Origin of the sequence: Legionella cardiaca (assembly GCF_029026145.1) — a bacterium.
GTDB classification, from domain to species: domain Bacteria; phylum Pseudomonadota; class Gammaproteobacteria; order Legionellales; family Legionellaceae; genus Tatlockia; species Tatlockia cardiaca.
Window position 1 is genome coordinate 669,419 of record NZ_CP119078.1, and the last position, 23,207, is coordinate 692,625.

Sequence of the window (23,207 nt, forward strand, 5' to 3'; positions counted from 1 at the left end):
CATGAACATCAATTATTCAGAGATGATTAACCTATTTAGCAAGATCGTTTGGCCCTTACCGCGAATAAGCAGTTTGTTTCTTACGATGCCGCTAATTTCTTCAGTGCTTGTGCCGGTAAGAATACGTATTGTTTTTTCGATGACTTTAGCTTTTTTATGCGCACCAGCCATTGCTGATAGTTTATCTTTGTTGCATTTTGATGGTCATTATATTGCTTTTGTAGTTTATGAAATACTGCTTGGTATCTTAATGGGCTTTATTTTGCAACTGGTATTTCAGGTTTTTATTCTTGGTGGACAAATTATTGCGATGCAGGCTGGTCTTGGTTTTGCCATCATGGTTGATCCGGCAAGTAAAGCCAGTGTTCCTCTGTTGAGCCAATTTTATTTGATGATGATAAGTTTAATCTTCCTAAGTTTAAATGGGCATTTGGCAGTATTAAACGCGTTACTTAGTAGTTTTCGTGAAATGCCGATAGGAAATGTAGATATTAGCTTATCAGCTTTGGGTAGTATTTTGACATTTTCTGGTTGGATGTTTAAAGAAGCCGTGTTAGTCGCTTTGCCTGCCATCCTGGCCTTGCTTATTGTCAATTTGGCATTTGGGATAATGACAAGAGTAGCTCCTCAACTTAATATTTTTTCGATGGGTTTTCCAATCACATTATTGATGGGGATGGTCATTATACACATTAGTTTGCCGGGTGTTTCTTCACAAATTGCAGATAGTCTTGAACAAGGAATGCAATTAATTATGGGACTCTTACACTAATGGCAGAAGAAGAACAATCACAGGAAAAAACAGAACAGCCCTCGCCCAAGCGACTTAAGGAAGCCAGGGAAAAAGGGCAAGTCGCGCGTTCGAAGGATTTCAATGCGACCTTACTGCTATTATTTTCCGGTGGGGTCTTCCTTTTCTTGGGACATTATATTGCCATACAGCTTATGCAAATGATGCGTCAAGCTTTTGACTTTAATAGCGAGATTTTAAAAATACCTTTGGCATTACCGCAGCATTTGCATATTTTAATCCACGATGGTTTTTGGGCTGTCTTGCCTTTGTTGGCTGTCGTTTTAGTACTCTCTATTTGCGCCCCATTGCTGATGGGAGGCTGGGTTTTCAGTCTTGAGGTGTTACAACCGAAATTTTCACGTTTAAGTTTCTTAAAAGGGCTAAAGCGCATTTTTTCTCTTAAGGGGTTCGTGGAGATGGCTAAGGCATTCGTGAAATTTTTGCTTGTTGCAGCTGTAGCCATTATGGTGCTGCAATGGCAAATTCCATTTTTACTAAGTTTATCCGATTTTTCTTTGGCAAATGCTGTAAATAGTGGTTTGTGGTCTGTGGTGCAATCCTTTTTGATAATCAGCGCCAGTCTTATTCTTATTGCTGCAGTGGATGTGCCTTTCCAATGGCATGAACACAATAAGCAGTTAAAAATGACCAAGCAAGAATTAAAAGATGAATATAAGGAAACGGAAGGGAAACCAGAGGTTAAAAGTCACATCCGTAGAGTGCAGCTGGAAATGGCAAGAAAAAGGATGATGAACGAAGTGCCGAAAGCAGATGTGGTACTTACAAACCCTACTCATTATGCTGTGGCTCTTAGTTATAAAAAAAATGGTAATCGTGCACCCGTTGTTATTGCTAAAGGAAAGGATTTAATTGCTCTGCAAATTAACCGGGTTGCTCAAGCACATAATGTCCCCTTGTTGGCAGTTCCGTCTTTAACACGAGCTATTTATTTTTCCACAGAATTAAATGCAGAAATTCCTCGTGGGTTATACGTCGCTGTTGCACAGGTACTTGCCTATATTTTTCAACTCAAAGATAAACAACACTATGATAAACATCCAGAGTTCTTACAAACTCTGCCAATACCTGATGAGTTAAAACGTGAGTCTGAGGAGAGCGCATAATGAATGCGATATTACAAATCATGCGTCAATGGATGCATCAGGGTTTAGGTACCCCGCTGATGCTTATCATTATGTTAAGTATGATGATATTGCCTTTACCGGCATTTTTCCTGGACATTCTCTTTACGTTTAATATTGCTTTATCTTTGATCGTTTTGTTGGCGGTTATCTATAGTGACAGGCCACTTGATTTTGCGGTTTTTCCTACGGTTATTTTACTTGCCACTTTATTACGACTATCTCTTAACGTTGCTTCTACTCGTGTTGTTCTACTCCATGGTCATACGGGTACTGATGCGGCTGGGCAAGTGATTCAATCATTTGGTGAAGTGGTTATTGGTGGTAATTATACGGTGGGGCTGGTTGTTTTTATTATTTTGGTAGTTATTAATTTTGTGGTAGTCACGAAAGGTGCCGGACGTGTGTCTGAAGTGAGTGCGCGTTTTACGTTAGATTCTTTACCTGGAAAACAAATGGCTATCGATGCTGATCTTAATGCTGGATTAATTAATCAGGAACAGGCTATCAAAAGACGGGCCGAAGTCGCTCAAGAAGCGGATTTTTATGGTTCAATGGATGGTGCGAGTAAGTTTGTTCGTGGTGATGCAATTGCCGGTATTTTAATTTTATTAATTAATATCATTGGCGGCTTAGTGATTGGTGTAGTCCAACATGACATGAGTTTAAGCGATGCATTACATAATTATATTCTGTTAACGATAGGTGATGGCTTGGTTGCACAAGTACCTTCTTTAATTCTGTCCACAGCAGCAGCTATCATGGTAACCCGTGTTTCCAGTGCGCAGAATATGAGCAATGCGGTAGTTAACCAAGTGTTTGGTAATCCACGTTCATTAATCATTGCCGCAGCGATTATTGGGATTATTGGATTAATACCAGGAATGCCTCATATCGCCTTTTTGATTTTGGCGGCCGGTTTAGGGGGAATGGCTTACATGTTAATTAAGCAGCATAAACAAAAGACCAAAGAGGAGAAAATTGCTGAATCGAGAGTTAATGCCAGTACTGAATCTGCCACTAATGAATTGTCCTGGGATGATGTAAATCCAGTTGATGTCATTGGATTGGAAGTCGGTTATAGACTTATTCCAATGGTTGATAGTTCACAGGGTGGGGTTTTACTCTCTCGCATCAAAGGCGTACGTAAAAAAATATCACAAGAACTAGGTTTCCTTATCCCAACTGTGCATATTCGGGATAACCTTGATCTAAAACCCAACCATTATCGTATTAGTCTTGCAGGCGTTGTAATGGGGGAGGCTGCTATTTTTAATGACAAATGGTTGGCCATTAATCCGGGACAAGTGTTTGGAGAGCTGGATGGGCAGCCTACTAAAGATCCTGCGTTTGGTTTAGATGCTGTCTGGATTAACGAAAATCAAAAAGAACATGCACATACCTTCGGTTACACCGTTGTGGATGCCTCTACAGTTGTTGCGACTCATTTAAGCCAGATTCTTGAAGAAAATAGTTATCAATTATTAGGTTATGAAGAAACGCAACAATTACTTGATAAATTAGCTGGTACCTCACCAAAATTAGTAAAAGAACTTGTTCCTGATGCTTTACCTTTAGGTGCTGTCAGCAAAGTACTACAAGGTTTATTGGTAGAACATATTCCCCTGACTGATATCAGAACGATTGTTGAAACCTTGGCTGAGGCAGCTCCTAAATCCAAAGATACTGAATACTTAATTAGTCAGGTGCGTGTGTCTCTATCTCGATTGATAACTCAAAAAATTAGTGGATTGAATCAAGAATTACCAATCATCACCCTAAAACCTGAATTGGAACAGTTATTGCAAAGTACAGTTCAAAGTAGCGGCGGACAAGGGATAAGCTTTGAACCAGGGATGGCCGATAAAATACAACAGTCTTTGGTTCAATTGGCAGCACAACAACAAGCCAAGCAGGAGTTGGCAGTTTTAGTAGTACAACCAAGCATAAGATCGGTTCTGGCACGTTTTGTGCGTAATATTTCAAATAACTTACATGTTTTATCTTATCAGGAAATTCCTGATAACAAACAAATACGAATTATAGGTACGGTTGGCTAAAAGGGTGGAGGCTTATGAAATTAAAACGCTTTGTTGCGCAAGATACGCGAAGCGCAATGCAACAAATCAAAGCGACTTTCGGTCCTGATGCGGTAATTTTATCAAGTAGCCGTGTTGAGAATGGCGTCGAAATTGTGGCTGCTATAGATTTTGATGAGACAGTCCTTACTGCTACAGCGGCTATTGCCAGTGCCGAACCTGTTAGTCAGAAGAATGTAGCGCCTGTCACATCACCACTAGACGATATGCGTCAAGAAATTCAAACTTTACGTGGGATGTTAGAAACACAAATGCGCGGACAAGTTGCTCATGGCAAGCAACCTCTTCATGCTTTGTTAACACAAAAATTATTGGATTTGAGTGTCAGCCAAATGACGGCAGGAAGTCTAGTCGCTCAGGTTAATCCTAGTCTTAATCAACAAAAAGCCTGGCAACAAGTATTAAGTCATTTTTCTGACATATTACCTATTCGCAATCTCCAGTTTATAGAAGAGGGAGGCGCTTATGCCTTTGTTGGCCCGACCGGGGTCGGTAAAACAACGACTTTAGCGAAAATTGCTGCGCGTTTTGCCTTGCGTTATGGTGCTGACAAATTAGGTTTGGTGACAATGGACACCTATCGTGTTGCTGCTCATGAACAGCTCATGCTATATGGCAAGATTTTAGGCGTGCAAGTTTGCATTGCGCGGGATGATGTATCTCTTGCTCGGATTATAAGGCAACTCAATGAGAAGAAGTTGATTCTTATTGATACAGCGGGAACAAATCCTGCAGATAATCGAGTCAACGTGCAAATGGACTTACTGAATTCGCAATTACATTCAATTTCTACGGTTTTAGTGCTGTCAGCCACCAGTCAGTATCAGGTACTAATCAATGCCATTAAACACTATGGGATTAGTCGTCTTGAACAATGTATCATTACTAAATTGGATGAGGCTGTTAGTTTAGGGGGCGTTTTAAGTGCCGTGGCTGAAACAGGACTGGAAATCAGTTATTTAACGCACGGACAACGCGTCCCGGAAGATATTAAAATGGCTACGCGTCATCAGTTAATTGAACAATTTGTTGAACAAGAAAAATTACTACACAACAATGAACCTAAGCTGCAATTAGAGGTTGCAAGGGGGGTGTATGTCGAAGAGTAAAGATATCGCTGATCAAGCAGCAGGCCTGCGCAACCTATCGCGTTCAAAACCAGTTAAAGTCATTGCTATTGCTGCTGGTAAAGGTGGTGTGGGAAAAAGCAATATTTCTGTAAATTTAGCAGTTGCTTTAGGGCAAAAAAAGAAAAAAGTTTTATTATTGGATGCTGATTTAGGCCTGGCTAACGTTGATGTCATGTTGGGTTTGCACACTAAATATAATCTTTCCCACGTGGTGCAAGGATATTGTCATTTACAAGATATTATGTTGCAAGGACCTGAGGGAGTACGAGTAATACCTGCTGCTTCGGGTACAGAGTATATGACGCAATTAAGTCCTGCAGAACATGCAGGCATTATCGATGCTTTCAATGAACTTACAGACGATGTTGATTACATGATTATCGATACCGCCGCAGGAATTTCAGATACGGTATTAAGTTTTGCTCGCTCTGCCCAGGAATTAATCGTCACCGTTTGTGATGAGCCTACTTCGCTAACAGATGCTTATGCGTTTATTAAAGTAATGGCAAAACGCTATGAATGGAGTCATTTTCATGTCCTGGCGAATATGGTACGTAGCACTAAAGAAGGGCGGGAACTTTTTAATAAGTTATATCGAGTTGCCGAACATTTTTTAAATGTACGTTTAGACTATATCGGTGCAATTCCTTTTGATGAACAGGTGCATGAGGCAGTCAAAAAACAAAAACCTGTATTGTTGGCCTATCCTAACTCAACGGCAGCAAAGGCAATTTTGCAGTTAGCAGAAAAAGTGGAAGAGTGGCCGCATAAACATGCTTTGGGGGGCAACACCAGTTTTTTTCTTGAGCGTCTAGTTACTGGAGAACATTAAAGGGAGTTATATCTTGTCTTGATGAGGTTTAATCGAGGTGATTAAACCTTTGAACGAGAAGACTAAGGAGAAATCGTGGATGCTTTGGCTGCGTACAGCAAAGTGAATCAACAGACACAAGAAATGCTGGTGAAAACTCACGCATTAATGGTGAAACGGATTGCTCATCATTTATTAGGACGTCTGCCGCATTCCGTACAACTCGATGATCTTGTGCAAGCGGGGATGCTAGGGCTATTAGAGGCTGTAAGGCATTATGATGCAACTAAAGGTGCATCTTTTGAAACGTATGCAGGTATTCGTATTCGCGGACATATGCTGGATGAGGTCCGACGTAACGATTGGGTGCCCCGCTCGGTTTATCGCAATGCGCGTATGATTTCAGAAGCTGTTAAAAAAGTTGAGAATCGCTTGGGGCGAGATGCAAAAGATCATGAGGTTGCCAGCGAACTAAACCTAAGTCTTGATGAATATTATGAAATGCTAAAAGATTCAGCGGGCAGCCAGCTCTATGGTTTTGATGACCTGGGTGTTACTGATGATATTTTAAAAATTGATACTGAAAATGCCTCTACGGAACCACATATTAATGTGTTACAGGAGGATATGATTAATCAACTGTCTCAAATTATTGACGGTTTACCAGAAAAAGAGCGTTTGGTTTTGTCTTTATATTACGAACAAGATTTGAATCTAAAAGAAATTGGTGAAGTACTCGGAGTCAGCGAATCTCGAGTTTCCCAGATTCACAGCCAAGCAACGCTTCGCATTAAATCTCGATTACCGGAGTGAGATCATTATGGATGGTTTGACATTACTTGGTTTAATTACTGCTTTTGCCGCAATTGTTGTGGGTCAGATGTTTGAGGGAGGCGAGCTTAATTCTTTACTTAATTTTCCAGCTTTGATGATTGTTTTAGGGGGAACTCTGGGGGCTGTCATGATTCAAACCCCTTTTCGTACCTTTATCCGTGCTTTTAGAATTCTGCCATGGATTTTTCGTCCACCCGAACAGCCTTTTGAAAAAAGTCGCGAACAACTTATTGATTTATCACGTAGAGCAAGACAATTTGGATTACTTTCTCTGGAAGAGCATCTGGAGCGAGAAAAAAATGATTTAATGCGCCAAGGATTAGAGTTGTTAGTAGTTGGTGTGGATAAGCAAACGATAAGACAAGTGCTTGAAACAGAAGTTATACGTCAGGAAGACCAGGACATGCGTGCTGCGCACGTTTTTGAGAGCATGGGAGGTTATAGTCCTACTATTGGAATTTTGGGAGCAGTACTAGGTTTAATTCAGGTAATGCGCAATTTGGAAGATCCAAGCCATCTGGGGATAGGGATTGCTGTTGCTTTCGTGGCAACAATTTACGGAGTTGGGTTTGCAAATTTAATGTTCTTGCCTATCGCCAATAAAATAAAGAGTTGTATCGCTAATCAAATTCATCATAACGAAATGATTGTTGAGGGATTAGTCTCTATGGCCAGCGGTGAAAGCCCCAATATGCTAAACTTGAAATTAAATAACTACGGACAACACCATCAGAATGCACGGAAGAAAAAAGAAAGCGGATAGCCACGAAGATACTCACCGTTGGGTTGTCTCCTATGCAGATTTTATTACCTTACTATTTGCTTTTTTCGTAGTAATGTATGCTATTTCTTCAATTAATGTTTCAAAATATAAGTCATTAGCTCAAGGCATGCATTCGGCATTTGCGAAAAAAGGACATCAGAAGCCTGTTGATGAGCCGCCAATACTTAAAGAGCCGAATAGTCCAACAGCAACATCGAATCCGAAGGATCCTTTTGGTGATATGGTTAAATCATTGGCAGAACTCCAGGACTCTGATTATCAAATGAATCCACAAGATGGCTGGGTTGAATTGGATATCAAAGCGGGGGCCTTATTTGAAAGTGGGAGTGCTGAATTGCGGCCGATTGCTTTTGTTAAATTAATGCAACTGGCTGAAGTCATCAAGAAACTTCCTTATCCTATTGCTTTAGAAGGGTATACTGATAATGAGCCCATTAGCACAAATCAATACCCCTCTAATTGGGAGCTATCTGCCGCCAGAGCTGCCTCGGTAGCTCGCATGCTAACGATGTTTGGCGTTGGCCAAAGTCGTATTACCGTAACCGGTTTTGGGGAACAATATCCTATTGCTGATAATGGAACGGAAGAAGGACGTGCTAAGAACAGGCGGGTAAATATGATAATTGCTAAGGATAAAACAGTTCCTCGCTTACTAAACCCGGCAATTATTATGAAAAACCAAGATCTTATAATTGATGAAAACAAAGAAGATCCTCCTAAAACAGATAAAATTAATAAACCCAATAAAACTGAACCTACAGGTAAGGAACCACAATGATTATCGCTTTAGTAGCTGCTTTATTTTTGAGCGGGATTTTTTTTCACCTGATTCGTCGTTATCAACAAGCTGCAGAATTATTAAAGAAACAAAATCAGGAAATTATCCAGGAATTAAAACAACTTCAACGTAGTCATGCGGTATTGATTAATGCAGACTTAGGTTTTGCTAAAAAAATCACAGAAATTAATCGTCACCTTATAAGTATGGATAATCAGATACAGTCTTTGGAAAATAAACGCGATAATGATGGTGGCTATCAACATGCATTGCGAATTCTTGAGATGGGTGGTGACAAAGAAGAAATTATTACAAGCTGTCACCTTTCGAGTGCCGAAGCGGAATTACTAATGAATTTAAATGCTTACCGGACGGCTATTAAAACAAATCCATCGTTAACAAATGCTTAGACTGGTTTATCACAAGAACTATAAAAGACCGAAATAAACATAGTAACTAAATTGGACTGCTTTCTATAATCTTGAGCTGACGTAAGCCTTATCAAGAAATTCTCCTAATAATGATAATCCTGCTGCTAAACTTAGGTTGTATCTTGTTTATTCCTGCGAAGGAGAAAACGATGGCTATTTATCTTAATCATACAATCGTAGCAGCACATGACAACCAGGCTTCAGCCGATTTTCTGGCAGAGATCCTAAATCTCCCTACACCTAAGCATTGGGGACCTTTCGTAATGGTACAAACAAGCAATGAAGTGAGCCTTGATTATAAAAATTTTGCCGGGGAAATTCATTCTCAGCATTATGCTTTTTTAATTAGTGAAGATGAATTTGATGAAATTTTTGCGCGTATTAAGCAAAAAAAACTTCATTATTGGGCTGATCCTGCACAATCAAAACAAGGTGAAATTAATCATCACGATGGTGGCAGAGGCGTTTACTTTGAAGATCCAAACGGTCATCTTATGGAAATTATTACTCGTCCTTATGGGGCAGAGCGCACTAAATAGGACATCAAAATGACTGATTATATTTCTATTGAGGTTCAATAAAAATGAGTTAAAGTCAGAGCAAAATTTATAAAAGATGAACTTTTATTTTAATATGAATATAATAGTCTCACATTATTTTAGTAATGTTACCTATGGAAAAAATAAATCTAGAGGACAAATTTGCCTTATTTCATGATTATTGGTCGCCCAAGATAGTGGGTGATTTGAATGATTCTCATGTGAAGCTGGCGAAATTTAAAGGTGAATTTGTCTGGCATAAACACGATACGGAAGACGAATTATTTTTAGTGATCAAAGGACAACTTCTAATAAAATTAAGAGATAAAGACATTCATCTTGGTCAAGGGGAGTTTGTAATTATCCCTAAAGGTGTTGAACATATGCCTATAGCCAAAGAAGAAGTTCATGTTATATTGATTGAACCTAAAACTACTTTGAATACTGGTGATGCAGTCTCTGAGTTAGCCAAAGAGCAACTCGATAGACTATAGTGAATCCGAGATGTTAAGCCAGTTTGCTCTATACCACCTTCTTTTTTAATAATCATTGAGGCCATAAATGGATCAATTGCTTCATACTTTGGATATTGATAACTTAAGCTCCTTAACTGAAGAAGCCAAGCAACTCGCCATGAGTTCTTTAGAAAAAGGACAGGTTATTTATTTACCCTTTTATTCTTTCCACATGGATTCTACAGAACAAGAGCAATTGCTCTCCGATAAGATATTGGATGGCAAGCATAAAAACCTTAGTTTTGATTATCGGACAAAACGATTAGGTGGCATTGACTCTAATGCGGGTAATGCACCGTTAACAACATTATTAAAAATTTTTATGCAACGATATGCTGAATTTGCAAAGAGTTTGGTGAATAGCTTATTCCCAGAATATGAAAATGCATTGCTCTGGGGAAGAACGAGTTATCAGGCTGCTGAAATTAAGGGACGTACCAGTTCAAGGCGTAAAGATGATAAACGTTTGCATGTTGATTCTTTTCCAGCTACACCTGTAAATGGACAACGAATTTTGCGCGTTTTTACCAATGTTAACCCTTATGGCGAACCACGGGTTTGGCATTTAGGTGAGTCATTTGCCAAAGCGTTAGCACATTTTTCCTCAAGTATTCCACCTTATAACCGTACAATTGCTAAATTGCTGCAGTTAATTAAAGTCACTAAAACACTGCGCTCCGCTTATGATCACTATCAACTTAATTTACATGACAGCATGAAGTTAGATGATGGTTATCAAAGGACCGTAAACAAGCAGCGTATTGAGTTTCCTGCACAAAGTTCGTGGGTAGGGTTTACTGATCAAGTTACTCACGCAGCTCTTAGTGGGCAATTTTTGTTAGAACAACTGTTTTATTTACCCGTACACGCAATGAATAACCCCGAACTCTCACCCCTAAGGTATTGGGAAAAAGAGAAAAAATTCAGAATTCTGGATATGCCTGAAAGAATAGATGTTTAAAACGGCTACATTCCACTACCTACGTGCTGCGACTTGTTTGTGGCATAAGTGGGTAGATGAATTGTCGACACACCCTGGAATACAATCAGAATCTTTTAAAAAAGTCGAAGTCAAGTCTATTTATTTCGATGTATTTTTATTAAAATTGGCAAGCGGAACTTTTATTCTCATCTTCTTGCTCCTGTGGATATTTTCTTTGCATCTTATTATTTTCTCACCCAATTATTTTATCAATGGTCATAAGAACCTATAAAATAAGGGTTCTTCTTGCGAGATTTTATAAAGAGTTATCAACAAATTGTGTGGATAACTCTGTGTATAGACCGTATAAATCTATGAAAAGCAGGCTTTTTAACAAGTGTTCAAGAGATTTGCTGCCAATAGTATAAGTTCAATTCGCCTTAATTTTTTCTAGCGACCATTTGCCTATTTATTTTTAATTATTGTATTTAAGAGATGCTTGATAAAGTGCAACTATACTTAACTATATTTCTATAGCTATAACAGTGGAGATTCATGAAAAAATCAGCCAATCTTACAAAAAAATTATAAAAAATATCATCTGAAAAACTAAACGACGTTCAGAGGGGAAATAGCACGGGAACGCGAATTCGTGAACTAGGGAAAGACTTGCGCCTCCGGTAAGAGAGATGATGAGAGAATTTAAAAATAGATAATTCTCGTATGACATAAGCAACATTGGGTAGAGCTAAGGGCATTATTACCATTTAAATTTGATAAAGAGATCTCGTTGTTGGGAGATGTTGAAAGGTATTATTTGTCTATATGTCTATCTTTTCATTATAAATAGTATAATTTCCTCGTCTATGGCCAGAAATGAGCTTTCACTGTACAATAATGCCCTTAATTAAAAATTTAAAGGACACTCATGCTGGAAGTAAATCAAATCAATCTCACTTTGGCTGATTTGGACAAGCGCATAGCAGCCCTTAGGGGGTATCTTTGACTTTGATCACAAACGTGAGCGTTTGGAAGAAGTAACTCGCGAATTAGAGTCCTCTGAAATTTGGAATGATCCTGAACATGCACAGGCTTTAGGTCGCGAGCGGTCGCAACTTGAAGCGATTGTTCTACAATTAGAGCAATTAGGGCAAGCAGTGATTGATTTAACAGAGCTTTTTGAGCTTGCACGTGTTGAAGAAGACGACACGATGATCACCGATGTAGCGAATGAAATGGCAACAGTTGAACAGCGAGTTGCTAATCTTGAATTTCGGCGTATGTTTTCTGGTGAAATGGATGGTTCTAATGCTTATCTGGACATTCAATCGGGGTCGGGTGGAACAGAGGCTCAGGATTGGGCGGAAATGTTGCTGCGTATGTATCTGCGCTGGGGGGAGCATCATGGTTTTACAACCGAATTAATTGAGTGTTCTGCCGGTGAAGTGGCTGGAATTAAAAGTGCGACAATCCATTTTACTGGAGAATATGCCTATGGCTGGTTACGTACAGAGACAGGTGTTCACCGCCTGGTTCGTAAGTCTCCTTTTGATTCAGGCAATCGCCGTCACACTTCTTTTGCGGCTGTTTTTGTCTCTCCCGAAATTGATGATGATATTGATATTGAGATTAATCCAGCTGATTTACGTATAGATACCTATCGGGCATCAGGTGCTGGTGGTCAGCATGTTAACCGAACTGACTCTGCGGTACGTATTACGCACATGCCTAGTGGGATTGTTGTTCAGTGTCAAACGGATAGAAGCCAGCATAAAAATAAAGATCAAGCAATGAAGCAGCTGCGTGCCAAGTTGTATGAAATGGAAATGCAGAAAAAAAATGCAGCGCAGCAAGCACTGGAAGCAAGTAAGTCCGACATTGGTTGGGGCTCACAAATTCGCTCTTATGTGCTTGATCAATCACGAATAAAAGATTTGCGTACAGGGATTGAAACGAGTAACACGCAAGCAGTCTTAGATGGGGATTTAGATCAATTTATTGAAGCCAGTTTAAAGGCGGGAGTAGGTGAAGCATGACAGAAGAACACTTATTAGATGAGAGTGAAGTATATCAAATTCGTAAACAAAAACTGGCTGATTTACGAAATAGTGGATTTAATTTTCCCAACAAATTTCGTCGTCATGACTTGGCAATTGATTTAGTCAATCAGTATGCGCAAGTGGAAAAAGAAGCATTAGCAGAGCAGCACATTAAGGCTACTGTTGCAGGTCGTATTGTTCTGCGCCGCATTATGGGGAAAGCCAGCTTTTTTCATATCCAGGATGTTTCCGGGCGTATCCAGATTTATATTCGTCAGAATGATTTACCAGAGATCTACGAGCAATTTAAGCATTGGGATTTAGGTGACATCGTCGGAGTGAGTGGCGAATTATTTAAGACAAATACAGGTGAGCTCACTTTGAATGCTGAACACATTGAGCTCTTAACGAAGTCACTACGGCCGCTACCTGATAAATTTCACGGTTTAGCTGATCAGGAAGTCCGTTATCGTAAGCGCTATGTTGACTTAATTGCGAATGAAGAAAGTCGCAAAACCTTCTTGCTTCGCTCAAAATTGATTAAAGCTTTCCGTCATTTTATGGACAGCCATCAATTTCTTGAAGTAGAAACTCCCATGATGCACCCGATTCCTGGCGGTGCTATAGCTCGTCCTTTTATTACTCACCATAATACCTTGGATATGCAAATGTTTTTGCGTATTGCACCTGAGTTGTATTTGAAACGTTTGGTCGTGGGTGGTTTTGAGCGTGTTTATGAAATAAATCGCAATTTCCGCAATGAAGGGATTTCTACACGACATAATCCAGAGTTCACAATGGTTGAGTTTTATCAAGCCTATGCTGATTACAATGATCTAATGGATTTTACTGAAGAATTGTTACGCTATTTGTGCGATGAAGTAGTCGGTGGTCGACAAGTTACTTATCAGGATCATGTCATTGATTTTGAAAAACCGTTTGCACGAATGACCGTTAAACAAGCTATTTTGCATTATCATTCAGAATTGTCTCACGGCGAATTGGATACGACTGAGGGTTGTAAAGCTGTATTAGATCGTTTAGGAATTCTCTATAAAGCGACTGATGGCTTAGGTAAATTGCAAATGCTGATTTTTGAAGAAACGGTTGAGCATTTATTAATTCAACCAACGTTTATAACTGCCTATCCAACAGAAGTATCACCTTTAGCAAGACGTAATGATATTGATGCAGAAGTTACTGATAGATTTGAATTTTTCATTGCCGGCCGTGAAATTGCAAATGGTTTCTCTGAATTAAATGATGCTCAGGATCAAGCAGAACGTTTTCAAAAACAGGTGGAGGAGAAGGATGCTGGAGATTTAGAAGCCATGCACTTTGATAGTGACTACATTGAGGCATTGGAATATGGAATGCCACCAACAGCGGGTGAGGGAATAGGTATTGACCGTCTGGTCATGCTATTTACCAACTCACCTTCTATACGCGATGTAATTTTGTTTCCTCACATGCGTCAAAATTAATATCATCTCACCAAAAAAAGACAGCTTAAGCTGTCTTTTTTTTTAGAGTAGAAGTATTGACTGAATTACTCTTATCTATAATAAATTTATGATAAGGAGAAATATGATGGATACCGCCAAAAAGTTAGAGGAGATAGAGAAACTTTTGCGAAGTATAGAGTATAAAATTGATGAATTCATGTCGCAGCTTGATAATATTGAAAATTTGTTGGATGAGCGATTTGATGAGTTACTCGATAAAATTGAAGGAAAAAAAGAGTAACCTTGTTTCTCTAGATTAAATCATTCAAATTTATTGCTGAACTTGCAAAGCAAAATCGCCATTTTATTTAAATTTCAAATCCACCTATAAAAATTTTAATTTTATCCATATTTTATTTTATAAAAATATCACTTATTTTGATGGAAATCATGATGTTTCGTATTTTTTTATATTAAAAAATGTTGTTATTTTGTATTAAATCCATTGTTTTAATGATGAAAATATTTTTAAAAATAAAACAATAATTTGCAAAGAAAATGTAAAAATTAATTTGTTTTTTCCTTGGGGAGGTTCTATTCTGTAAATTACTTTTCTTAGAAATAAAGTCTAGTTAAAAAAAATAATACCAAATAAGGAGATTTTTTAAGGTATTAAAGGATTTATTAAGGGAGGTAGTAATAGCTTGGATGCCATAACAAACTGACTAGTTTAGGCATAGGGGTCCATTATGGGTCTAGAGTTATTAGTTATTAAGGAAATTAATTCAATGGGGGTTTGTGTCTGTCTCAAACCGTATTTATCAGAAGTAATTACACCCACATTAACCAAAGAAATTAGAAATTTTCAAAATACCTTATTAGAAAAATATTTTTCTTCTGCATCTTGGGAAGGCTACTTCTATGTAATTTGGTACTCGCATCGTGGGTACGGACACCAGGGAAGAGGATTGGATTTTAATTTTATTTTAAATTCCATTGTAAATAATAAAGAAGCGGCTTTCGAAGCTTATATTAACGATTTATTTGAAGTATTATTTTTAAATAATATTGGCTTAGGTCTACCACTTGTTAATTGTTCCATCATTGATCGAGCGATTTCGGGTATTTCGCAAGAGTTTTTTTTCTTAAATCATATTAATTTTATTAAAAGTACCTCACAAAATAATTTAGAAGAAAAAATTCATTCAGTTGAGCTGAAAGAAATTACTAATAATCTAATTTTCCCGCAATTCATCTATAGTAATAATCAATTTTACCGGTTCTCATCATTTAATTTAAAAGAGATGAGAAAACTGATTGGTAATACAAATACGTCATTCTTAGATGAAAAATCAATCGAAAAAATTAGAATAATTTTTGATGAAATAAAAAATGAAACAATACAAAAGATTTATAATATTGCCTCAACCAACTTAAAACTATTACATCGTCTTGCAAAGATACAAACGATTAATCTTAAAAAATGTAGTGAGTCCGTAAATCTGTAAAGATAATTTTTACTGTAATGCGGTAACAATAACGTTAGGAGCTGACTGTTGTTCTCAACTTGGCATGGCTGGCAGTTTTGAAAATGGAGGCTACCCATTTTCTTTCTTTATAGAATCAAGCATTATTCTATTTTTTAAGAGCTCGCTGATGATTTTTTATGAAAGACATTCCTCTTAGTTTATTACATAAAGACCTTATTTGTTATTTGGCATTGCATCATTTGGATTATCAGACTGCTTTGTATTTTATAGAGGCGATTATTCTTTATCAATTTATGGAAAACAATCCATTTAGGGAAAAAGGCCCTGATTCTGCCATGGAGGCAAAGAAGTTCACACGTAGATTTTATCGTGACCATCAACTATCCAAAATTTACGATGCGTTATTTTTACAGGAACCAAAAATTGTTGTTGGAGCGAAGGAGAGTTTTTATTTTAATCCTAATGTAGGTTGGTATTATTGGAGTCAAGAGCCTGGACAAAAAGTTAATGTTAACCCGCAATTATTCAATCCATTTAGTAGCCAAAATCCAGATATTGAAATGAACAATTTGCTTGGTCATCAGAACAATGTCAAAGGGATTAATCAAGGTGGAAGAGAACTCGGTTTTTTTTCTAAAAATGATAAAAATTTTGCCTATGACAATATTATTAAAATTGTTGATCAACGAAATTACAGAATCATTTTAACTGTAAAAGGACAAGTGTTTGGCATTGATAAACGAATGATGAAACTTGCGGAAAAATATAATAAGCAAAAAAGGAGTATGCTTGTTTTAATAAAAATACCTGAAAGTGAAAAGGTTATTGATATTATTGCGAGCGAAACAACAGGTTATTTATTGACAGCAAAAGGTAAAGTTTATAGCTGGCAATTAGATACGCAGATGGAGTTGGATCTCAGTACCAATCATTATATCTGTCCTCAAGAAATAACGGAATTACAAAATTTGCAGATTGTCGCAATTGCTTGCACAGCAGTACGACAGCTATTTTTAACGGTAGATGGTAAAATTTATATCCATAAAAATTCCGAAGGAAAGTTACAACTTTTTCATTTGGAAATAAAGGAAAAAATTAAGGCCATTGTTGGAGGAAAATGGCATTTTCTAGCTTTAACAGAAGCCGGTAATGTATATAGCTGGGGATTCAATAAAGAAGGTCAACTAGGAATCAATTCCGAAGGCTATATAGAACAGCCGACTTTAATTAACGAGTTGAAGGAAAAAGTTAGTTTTATTGTGGCTGGTTTTTATCACTCAGTATGTCTTACCAAGGATGGTGAAGTATATACTTTTGGAGATAATCAAAAAGGCCAATTAGGCTTGAGTAATAGCAATTGCCCCCATACTCCTCAACTCGTTTCTGCCCTAAAAAATAAGGTTATTAGTAAAGTGGCTGCCAATGGTAATTACACGCTGTGTCTAACATCTGAAGGGCAACTTTATTCTTTCGGTTTAGGACCACAAAAAAGGACCAGTTTGCCATTGGAAATTGTATTGGATGTTGATACTCAAGAAGCTTCAAATGAAATGAGAAATTAAAAAATAGCTTTCTGGCTGAACTTTGTCACCATGTGCAGTTATAACTCGTGATTATAAACACTCATCTTAACCTATGAACTTATATGTGGACTGGATTCCACAGATAAAGCATGAGAAACGTATTAGGTAGGTCGACCTAACGCATTGACAAAGCAAAAATTAAAAATTAGCATGCTACTGTTTGTTAGATGGCGCGGGGTGTCGGAATACCGGCTGAGAGTTACCCGTCGAACTTGATCTGATTCATATCAGCGTAAGGACGCCTTCAAAAATCCGTACCAGATTTCCTGGTAAGGCTTCCTTTTGCCATCTCCAAAATTATTCACGTATTAATTAAGAGGAGTTATGGTAATGTCAACATTGAAATCTCGAGTCACCTTATTGCTTAATTGGTATACAAATCCCTACCATACGCCCATTCTAGTGGCGCAGCAATTGGGGTTTTATATTCAAGAGGGCATTAAACTTGCCATTCTTGAACCGACTGATCCTAGTGATGTCACCGAATTGGTAGGGTTAGGTACAGTGGATTTTGGCGTAAAAGCAATGATCCATACTGTGGCAGCTAAAGCAAAAGGTTATCCTGTCACATCAATTGGTACCTTACTTGATGAACCACCCACCGGTTTGATTGCTTTGAAATCGAGTGGTATTAGTTCGTTTCATGACATTGTAGGGAAGCGAGTGGGTTACATTGGTGAATTTGGTAAAAAAATTATTGATGATTTGGCAAAACTTGCCGGTATCGACCCACAAAGTTATGAAACAGTTCGAATTGGTATGAATGTTACCGATGCGATTTGTCGCGATGTAATTGATACTGGCATTGGTTTTATCAATTTTCAAAAAGTAGAGTTAGAACACTTGCGTGGTGAGACGGTATTTTTGCGCCTGGATCAATTAGCAGGACTTGGATGCTGCTGCTTTTGCTCGATTCAATTTATTGTGCCTGAGCGAACATTGCAGCAACCTGAATTAGTTCGAGGATTTCTAAAAGCAACTCAACGCGGGGCGGCATTTACAACAGAGCATCCTGAAGAGGCTTATGAATTGCTGTGTCAAGCAAAGCCGCAATTACGTGCAGCGGTATATCAAAAGATTTTTATGCGAACCTTGCCATTTTTTTCACGTACTCTGCTTAATGTAGACCGAGATTGGAATAAAGTAGGGCGTTATACAAAACACTTAAATATTATTGATGAGAGCTTTGATATTGCCCAATGCTATACCAATCGTTTTTTACCGGAAATACCACATTCTGATTTAAAACCTATCGCTTGCTGCCTAAACGATTAATTATGGAAGCAGGTATTGCTGGCTCAGGAATTATGGGGAATTTGCTAGCCCTTGCATTATATAATGCAGGCTGGCAAGTTACTCTGTTTGAACAAGAAGCTGAGGGCACCAATTGTAGTGCTGCGGCGGCAGGATTACTGACACCAATTTCTGAATTAGATAGGGCTGATTGGTTAATTGCTCGTTTAGGGCTAGAATCGATCACAGTGCATTGGCCTACTATCCTTCAGCAGTTGCCAGACCCAATCTATTTTCGCCAGGCCGGTAGTATTGTTGTAAGTCATCCTCACGATAAAGCCGAATGGGTCCATTTTAGTCGACGTATAACAAGCCGCCAGTTGCAGAATAATATTTATTTTCAACAGCTATCAGGTGGTGACCTTACTGCACTCGAACCCGAGCTAAATAAATTCGAGAATGCTTACTATTTTGCGGATGAAGCGCAAATTGATTCCCAACTATTATTGCCGACACTTAAACGATATCTTGAGGCTCAAGGTGTACGGTATGTAATGAATACAAAAGTATTATCAATTGCCGCCAACCTAATTATTACTCATTGTGAGCAGCGCGAGTTTGATATGGTTTTTGACTGTAGAGGACTTGGAGCTGCATGTGTTTTTAATGATTTACGTGCTTTGCGTGGTGAGTTAATTTGGTTGCATGCTCCTGATGTGCAATTACAGCGTCCAATTCGCCTTTTACATCCACGCTATAGTTTATATATTGTCCCAAGACCCGGAAATATTTATCTCATTGGTGCTAGTGAAATTGAAGCAGAAGATTATAGTGCTATTTCTTTACGCACGACGTTGGAATTATTAACTGCTGCCTATTATGTTCATGCTGGTTTTGCCGAAGCGCGTATATTAAAGACAGTAACACATTGTCGTCCCACCTTTTCAACCCACTTACCACGTATCCGATACTCCGAAGGGCTTATCGCAATTAATGGTCTTTATCGTCATGGTTATTTGATTGCACCAACCTTAGCCAAAGAAGTTTTACGTGGTCTTGGCAACAGGCAAAATAGCCATTATCCAGAAATTTGGGAGAACGAAGATGATAAGCATTTATCTTAATGAGGAAGCCTGTCAAATTGAGTCAACACAATCATTGCATGATTTGTTAATACAAAAAAAAATTGTCGACCAGCATTTTGCAGTTGCAATAAATAATCATTTGGTGCCTCGTGCTGTTTATAAAACAACGACATTATACGCAGGTGATCGCGTGGATATTATTGTTCCAATGCAAGGAGGATAACTATGTGGAATTTAGCGGGAAAAATGCTAAGTAGCCGTTTGTTATTAGGAACAGCATGCTATCCTTCACTTGATGTTATGGAGCATGCTATTCGTGCTTCGGGAGTAGAGGTTATAACCTTATCCATAAAACGACAAACGCCTCAAGGCATTGGTGGTGAGGCATTCTGGCAATCTCTAAAAAATTTAGGCTGTCATCTTTTACCTAATACAGCGGGCTGTCGTGATGCGCAAACGGCTATCAGTACTGCCGAGCTGGCGCGAGAATTGTTCAACACTTCATGGATAAAACTAGAGGTAATAGGCGATGATTACAACCTTCAGCCTGATCCTTTCGAGTTAATTAAAGCAGCCAAAGTACTTAATGAACGGGGATTCGATGTTTTCCCCTACTGCACCGATGATTTAATTTTGTGTCAACGATTGGTTGATGTGGGCTGCAAAATTTTAATGCCTTGGGCCGCTCCCATCGGCTCTGGTCGCGGGCTCCTTAATCCTTATGCCTTGGAAACATTACGTCATCGTCTGCCAGATAGTACATTGATTATTGATGCAGGGATTGGCAAACCCTCACATGCGGTTCAAGTAATGGAACTGGGTTTTGATGGCGTGCTTTTAAATACAGCTGTTGCTCTTGCCAATCAACCGATTACGATGGCGACTGCATTTCGACATGCGCTTGTTGCGGGACGCGAAGCCTTTGTCGCTGGGCTCATGCCTGAAAGAAATGCAGCGCATCCAAGCACTTCATTAATTGATACACCATTTTGGCATCAGGAAAATTGAGCATGAGAAAACCTACAGTCTGGATAACAGGCTATGTAGAGAGCCAGGAAGATTTAACTACATCAAAACATTTAAGAGTAGATGCACGGCGAATTAATGTGAATGAGTTGCTTTCCATTAATTTTTCTCAAAACGCGTTAAAACCAGATGCCCTTAAAATTAGTGGAATTGAAACTGTTTCATATTCCAGAAAAATGATTCCCTTTCTGAAAAATTTTTTAAAACCCATTGTGCTTGATCCGTGTTTCATGTTGCTTTCAGCAAAGCCATCAGACCGAAAACAGCAGAGAGATAATTTAGTAAACTTGTTGCCTTTCGTTGAGATAATAACCTTAAGCTTAACTGAGGCAGAAAAAATACTGAATCGTCCTATTTTTTCTTATCAAGACATTGAAGAAGCCGCCTATATGCTATTGACGATGGGAGCGAAAAGCGTCTTACTCAAAGGAAATGCTATTAAGAACTTGAGGCAAAATTTTTGGACAAATGGCCATGAATCGTTTTGGATTGCCAATATGCACCACTCAGAAATAAACAACTGGGAGGTTGATGGTGCATTGTCGGCAGCGATTACAGCTTGTCTCGCATTAGGGTATTCAATAAAGGATGCTATTGTTATTGCTACAATGTATTTTAATCGTGGTCTTAGGAAAGCTTCTCAAATAGCACGGTTTTTTCATGATGATTGGCCAGAAGAACAAGCAGATCTCCCTTACCTTTCTCCAAAACCCCTGGAGGAGTTGCCTCAGTCATTTAAGGCTTACCAGATGAATTTGTATCCTGTTGTGGATAGTAGTCTTTGGTTAGAAAAGTTATTGCCACAAGGAGTAAAGTGCATTCAACTGCGTATAAAAAATGCGGGTGAAGCGATTTTGGAAAAAGAAATCAAGCGCAGTATTTATTTGGCAAAACAATATGATGCCAAATTGTTTGTCAATGATTATTGGGATTTAGCGATTCGTTTCGGCGCTGATGGTGTGCATTTGGGACAAGAGGATTTGCAACAAGCTGACATCAATAAAATTCGTTGTTCAGGTTTATATTTAGGAGTGAGTACCCATTGTTATTATGAAGTTGCACGCGCTCATGCTCTAAAGCCTTCCTACATAGCTTGCGGACCGATTTATTCAACAACCAGTAAAGCGATGGTTTTTCAACCCCAAGGAATTGAACAGCTGCAACGCTGGCGACGAATGTTGCAGTATCCATTAGTTGCTATTGGTGGTATCAATCTTGAGCGATTAGCGGATGTCTTAAAATCAGGAGTGCGAGGAGTATCTCTGATATCAGCTATTACTCAAGCAAACGATCCTCTTGAAACTACACGGCAATTTTTAACTAAAATCAATGAAGCAAGTTATGAATAAGATGTCTTTTGTCACAGAAGAATTAACCCGTTATTCCCAGCAAATAAAATTACCGGAAGTTGGTTTATCGGGACAAGAAAAACTTAAAAATACTCGTGTGTTATGTATAGGTGTTGGTGGTCTAGGGTCATCATTATCTCTTTATTTAGCAGCAGCAGGGGTGGGGACTCTGGGTATAGTAGATGATGATGTGGTGGAATTGAGTAATTTACACCGCCAAATACTCTATCATTCGTTACAGATTAATCAACCAAAAGCTTTCGCTGCAAAAGAACAGCTTGTGGCCTTAAATCCAACAATTCAAGTGAATGCTTATCCGGAAAGATTAACGCAACAAAATGCAGCGGCCTTGATTAAACAATATGACATTATCGTTGATGGTAGCGATAATTTTTATACGCGTTATTTAGCTCATGATTATTGTTTCGCGTTAAACAAACCTTATATCTATGCGAGTGCATCGCAATTTCAAGGCTATAGTTCAATATTTTATGGCAAACAAGGACCGTGTTTTCATTGTCTTTTCCCAAAAGAATCCACTCGTCAAGTTATTCCTAACTGTGGAATAGGGGGAGTTTTAGGAACTTTACCGGGAATATTAGGTATGATTCAGGCAACAGAAATTATTAAGTGGGTACTTAAAATAGGTGATTCTTTAGAAAGACGATTATTGATTGTGGATTTATTAAAAATGACGTTTAAAGAGGTAAATTTAATTCAAAATCCTGATTGTCAGCTATGTGTCCATCATCAATTTTTCAGCGAGAACAAGGTGGAGTCGTTTGCTTGCCAGTATTCTAATCATAAGGATTATGGAATCACCTATGAGAAATTACCAGAATTCTTACAACGCAACGCAATGTTAGTCGATGTGCGTACGTTGGAAGAACATCAGAAAAAAAATATCGGCGGAAAATTAATCCCTTTAACTGAATTACCTCAACGATTACACGAATTAAACCCTGAGCAGATGATTATTCTTTATTGTTTCTCAGGCCAAAGAAGCATGGCCGCTTTAAATATGCTTCTGGAAAGAGGCGTTAATTCAGTTAAATATTTAATAAATGGTATAGCCAATCTATGAAAGAAAGGCTAATTAAAGAGTGGCCTAATTTTTCGCTTAATTGATTAATTTTTAATCTTTGACCACAATAAATATATTTACTGTGTAAAAGAGGT

Annotated in this window: 23 protein-coding genes and 1 riboswitch; all 23 genes read left to right on the forward strand. The window is 38.3% G+C overall.

Going from position 1 to position 23,207, the window contains the following annotated elements:
* Position 1: 1 nt before the first annotated feature.
* The 23 genes from fliR to PXX05_RS03035 all read left to right on the forward strand — a co-directional run bounded on the left by fliR (position 2) and on the right by PXX05_RS03035 (position 23,112).
* Positions 2 to 772: a flagellar biosynthetic protein FliR gene (gene fliR, locus PXX05_RS02925; protein ID WP_275089561.1), complete on the forward strand. Its 771-nt coding sequence runs from the start codon at positions 2 to 4 to the stop codon at positions 770 to 772.
* The gene (gene flhB / locus PXX05_RS02930; RefSeq protein ID WP_275089562.1) at positions 772 to 1,917 is read left to right on the forward strand and encodes a flagellar biosynthesis protein FlhB; all 1,146 of its coding nucleotides are present in this window, start codon (positions 772 to 774) and stop codon (positions 1,915 to 1,917) included. Before fliR ends, flhB begins: the two co-directional genes overlap by 1 nt.
* Entirely contained in the window at positions 1,917 to 3,995 is a 2,079-nt protein-coding gene (gene flhA / locus PXX05_RS02935; protein ID WP_275089563.1) for a flagellar biosynthesis protein FlhA, read from the forward strand. Before flhB ends, flhA begins: the two co-directional genes overlap by 1 nt.
* A gap of 14 nt (positions 3,996 to 4,009) precedes the next feature.
* Positions 4,010 to 5,143, forward strand: a complete 1,134-nt coding sequence (gene flhF / locus PXX05_RS02940; RefSeq protein ID WP_275089564.1) for a flagellar biosynthesis GTPase FlhF — start codon at positions 4,010 to 4,012, stop codon at positions 5,141 to 5,143.
* Positions 5,130 to 5,996 (forward strand): MinD/ParA family protein, encoded by an 867-nt coding sequence (locus tag PXX05_RS02945; protein ID WP_275089565.1) that lies wholly within the window; start codon positions 5,130 to 5,132, stop codon positions 5,994 to 5,996. Before flhF ends, PXX05_RS02945 begins: the two co-directional genes overlap by 14 nt.
* Before the next feature lie 75 nt (positions 5,997 to 6,071).
* Complete coding sequence (locus PXX05_RS02950; RefSeq protein WP_275089566.1) at positions 6,072 to 6,788, forward strand: RNA polymerase sigma factor FliA; 717 nt, start codon at positions 6,072 to 6,074, stop codon at positions 6,786 to 6,788.
* A 7-nt stretch (positions 6,789 to 6,795) separates the two neighbouring features.
* Complete coding sequence (locus PXX05_RS02955) at positions 6,796 to 7,572, forward strand: flagellar motor protein (protein ID WP_275089567.1); 777 nt, start codon at positions 6,796 to 6,798, stop codon at positions 7,570 to 7,572.
* A complete protein-coding gene (locus PXX05_RS02960) occupies positions 7,544 to 8,371 on the forward strand; it encodes a flagellar motor protein MotB (protein WP_275089569.1) in 828 nt (275 codons plus the stop codon). Before PXX05_RS02955 ends, PXX05_RS02960 begins: the two co-directional genes overlap by 29 nt.
* Complete coding sequence (locus PXX05_RS02965) at positions 8,368 to 8,781, forward strand: DUF2802 domain-containing protein (RefSeq protein ID WP_275089570.1); 414 nt, start codon at positions 8,368 to 8,370, stop codon at positions 8,779 to 8,781. Before PXX05_RS02960 ends, PXX05_RS02965 begins: the two co-directional genes overlap by 4 nt.
* 170 nt (positions 8,782 to 8,951) lie before the next feature.
* Positions 8,952 to 9,341 (forward strand): VOC family protein, encoded by a 390-nt coding sequence (locus PXX05_RS02970; protein WP_275089571.1) that lies wholly within the window; start codon positions 8,952 to 8,954, stop codon positions 9,339 to 9,341.
* Positions 9,342 to 9,475: 134 nt separating this feature from the next.
* Positions 9,476 to 9,835 carry a cupin domain-containing protein gene (locus PXX05_RS02975; RefSeq protein ID WP_275089572.1) on the forward strand — a complete coding sequence of 120 codons (360 nt, stop codon included), beginning with the start codon at positions 9,476 to 9,478 and terminating at the stop codon, positions 9,833 to 9,835.
* 67 nt (positions 9,836 to 9,902) lie between these two features.
* On the forward strand, positions 9,903 to 10,817 hold the full coding sequence (locus PXX05_RS02980; RefSeq protein ID WP_275089573.1) for a Kdo hydroxylase KdoO: 915 nt from the start codon (positions 9,903 to 9,905) through the stop codon (positions 10,815 to 10,817).
* Between the two features lie 889 nt (positions 10,818 to 11,706).
* A protein-coding gene (gene prfB / locus PXX05_RS02985; RefSeq protein WP_275089574.1) for a peptide chain release factor 2 occupies positions 11,707 to 12,814 on the forward strand; the annotation gives its coding sequence in 2 pieces (ribosomal slippage) (positions 11,707 to 11,781 and positions 11,783 to 12,814; 1,107 coding nt in all).
* Positions 12,811 to 14,301 carry a lysine--tRNA ligase gene (lysS, locus tag PXX05_RS02990; RefSeq protein ID WP_275089575.1) on the forward strand — a complete coding sequence of 497 codons (1,491 nt, stop codon included), beginning with the start codon at positions 12,811 to 12,813 and terminating at the stop codon, positions 14,299 to 14,301. Before prfB ends, lysS begins: the two co-directional genes overlap by 4 nt.
* A 103-nt stretch (positions 14,302 to 14,404) precedes the next feature.
* Complete coding sequence (locus PXX05_RS02995; RefSeq protein ID WP_275089576.1) at positions 14,405 to 14,563, forward strand: hypothetical protein; 159 nt, start codon at positions 14,405 to 14,407, stop codon at positions 14,561 to 14,563.
* Positions 14,564 to 15,011: 448 nt separating this feature from the next.
* Positions 15,012 to 15,770: a hypothetical protein gene (locus tag PXX05_RS03000; protein ID WP_275089577.1), complete on the forward strand. Its 759-nt coding sequence runs from the start codon at positions 15,012 to 15,014 to the stop codon at positions 15,768 to 15,770.
* 158 nt (positions 15,771 to 15,928) lie between these two features.
* Positions 15,929 to 17,314, forward strand: coding sequence for an RCC1 domain-containing protein (locus PXX05_RS03005; protein WP_275089578.1), 1,386 nt, complete (start codon positions 15,929 to 15,931; stop codon positions 17,312 to 17,314).
* Between the two features lie 184 nt (positions 17,315 to 17,498).
* A riboswitch (TPP riboswitch) is annotated at positions 17,499 to 17,591 on the forward strand.
* A gap of 74 nt (positions 17,592 to 17,665) precedes the next feature.
* Positions 17,666 to 18,610, forward strand: a complete 945-nt coding sequence (locus PXX05_RS03010) for an ABC transporter substrate-binding protein (RefSeq protein WP_275089579.1) — start codon at positions 17,666 to 17,668, stop codon at positions 18,608 to 18,610.
* A 2-nt stretch (positions 18,611 to 18,612) separates the two neighbouring features.
* Complete coding sequence (locus PXX05_RS03015; RefSeq protein WP_275089580.1) at positions 18,613 to 19,692, forward strand: FAD-dependent oxidoreductase; 1,080 nt, start codon at positions 18,613 to 18,615, stop codon at positions 19,690 to 19,692.
* On the forward strand, positions 19,673 to 19,876 hold the full coding sequence (thiS, locus tag PXX05_RS03020; RefSeq protein WP_275089581.1) for a sulfur carrier protein ThiS: 204 nt from the start codon (positions 19,673 to 19,675) through the stop codon (positions 19,874 to 19,876). Before PXX05_RS03015 ends, thiS begins: the two co-directional genes overlap by 20 nt.
* Before the next feature lie 2 nt (positions 19,877 to 19,878).
* The gene (locus PXX05_RS03025) at positions 19,879 to 20,661 is read left to right on the forward strand and encodes a thiazole synthase (protein ID WP_275089582.1); all 783 of its coding nucleotides are present in this window, start codon (positions 19,879 to 19,881) and stop codon (positions 20,659 to 20,661) included.
* Positions 20,662 to 20,663: 2 nt separating this feature from the next.
* Positions 20,664 to 22,028 (forward strand): thiamine phosphate synthase, encoded by a 1,365-nt coding sequence (thiE, locus tag PXX05_RS03030; protein ID WP_275089583.1) that lies wholly within the window; start codon positions 20,664 to 20,666, stop codon positions 22,026 to 22,028.
* Positions 22,009 to 23,112 carry a ThiF family adenylyltransferase gene (locus PXX05_RS03035; RefSeq protein ID WP_420844622.1) on the forward strand — a complete coding sequence of 368 codons (1,104 nt, stop codon included), beginning with the start codon at positions 22,009 to 22,011 and terminating at the stop codon, positions 23,110 to 23,112. The genes thiE and PXX05_RS03035 overlap by 20 nt, the downstream gene beginning before the upstream one ends.
* Positions 23,113 to 23,207: the final 95 nt, after the last annotated feature.

Bases quoted from the DNA above. Each gene is read 5' to 3' on its own strand.
- PXX05_RS02995 (WP_275089576.1), top strand. From the start codon at position 14,405: ATGATGGATACCGCCAAAAAGTTAGAGGAGATAGAGAAACTTTTGCGA.
- thiS (WP_275089581.1), top strand. From the start codon at position 19,673: ATGATAAGCATTTATCTTAATGAGGAAGCCTGTCAAATTGAGTCAACA.
- PXX05_RS03025 (WP_275089582.1), top strand. From the start codon at position 19,879: ATGTGGAATTTAGCGGGAAAAATGCTAAGTAGCCGTTTGTTATTAGGA.
- PXX05_RS02945 (WP_275089565.1), top strand. From the start codon at position 5,130: ATGTCGAAGAGTAAAGATATCGCTGATCAAGCAGCAGGCCTGCGCAAC.
- PXX05_RS02980 (WP_275089573.1), top strand. From the start codon at position 9,903: ATGGATCAATTGCTTCATACTTTGGATATTGATAACTTAAGCTCCTTA.
- PXX05_RS02975 (WP_275089572.1), top strand. From the start codon at position 9,476: ATGGAAAAAATAAATCTAGAGGACAAATTTGCCTTATTTCATGATTAT.
- PXX05_RS03005 (WP_275089578.1), top strand. From the start codon at position 15,929: ATGAAAGACATTCCTCTTAGTTTATTACATAAAGACCTTATTTGTTAT.
- flhF (WP_275089564.1), top strand. From the start codon at position 4,010: ATGAAATTAAAACGCTTTGTTGCGCAAGATACGCGAAGCGCAATGCAA.
- thiE (WP_275089583.1), top strand. From the start codon at position 20,664: ATGAGAAAACCTACAGTCTGGATAACAGGCTATGTAGAGAGCCAGGAA.
- PXX05_RS03000 (WP_275089577.1), top strand. From the start codon at position 15,012: ATGGGTCTAGAGTTATTAGTTATTAAGGAAATTAATTCAATGGGGGTT.
- PXX05_RS03010 (WP_275089579.1), top strand. From the start codon at position 17,666: ATGTCAACATTGAAATCTCGAGTCACCTTATTGCTTAATTGGTATACA.
- flhB (WP_275089562.1), top strand. From the start codon at position 772: ATGGCAGAAGAAGAACAATCACAGGAAAAAACAGAACAGCCCTCGCCC.
- PXX05_RS02955 (WP_275089567.1), top strand. From the start codon at position 6,796: ATGGATGGTTTGACATTACTTGGTTTAATTACTGCTTTTGCCGCAATT.
- fliR (WP_275089561.1), top strand. From the start codon at position 2: ATGAACATCAATTATTCAGAGATGATTAACCTATTTAGCAAGATCGTT.
- PXX05_RS02965 (WP_275089570.1), top strand. From the start codon at position 8,368: ATGATTATCGCTTTAGTAGCTGCTTTATTTTTGAGCGGGATTTTTTTT.
- PXX05_RS03015 (WP_275089580.1), top strand. From the start codon at position 18,613: ATGGAAGCAGGTATTGCTGGCTCAGGAATTATGGGGAATTTGCTAGCC.
- flhA (WP_275089563.1), top strand. From the start codon at position 1,917: ATGAATGCGATATTACAAATCATGCGTCAATGGATGCATCAGGGTTTA.
- lysS (WP_275089575.1), top strand. From the start codon at position 12,811: ATGACAGAAGAACACTTATTAGATGAGAGTGAAGTATATCAAATTCGT.
- PXX05_RS02960 (WP_275089569.1), top strand. From the start codon at position 7,544: ATGCACGGAAGAAAAAAGAAAGCGGATAGCCACGAAGATACTCACCGT.
- PXX05_RS03035 (WP_420844622.1), top strand. From the start codon at position 22,009: ATGAAGCAAGTTATGAATAAGATGTCTTTTGTCACAGAAGAATTAACC.
- PXX05_RS02970 (WP_275089571.1), top strand. From the start codon at position 8,952: ATGGCTATTTATCTTAATCATACAATCGTAGCAGCACATGACAACCAG.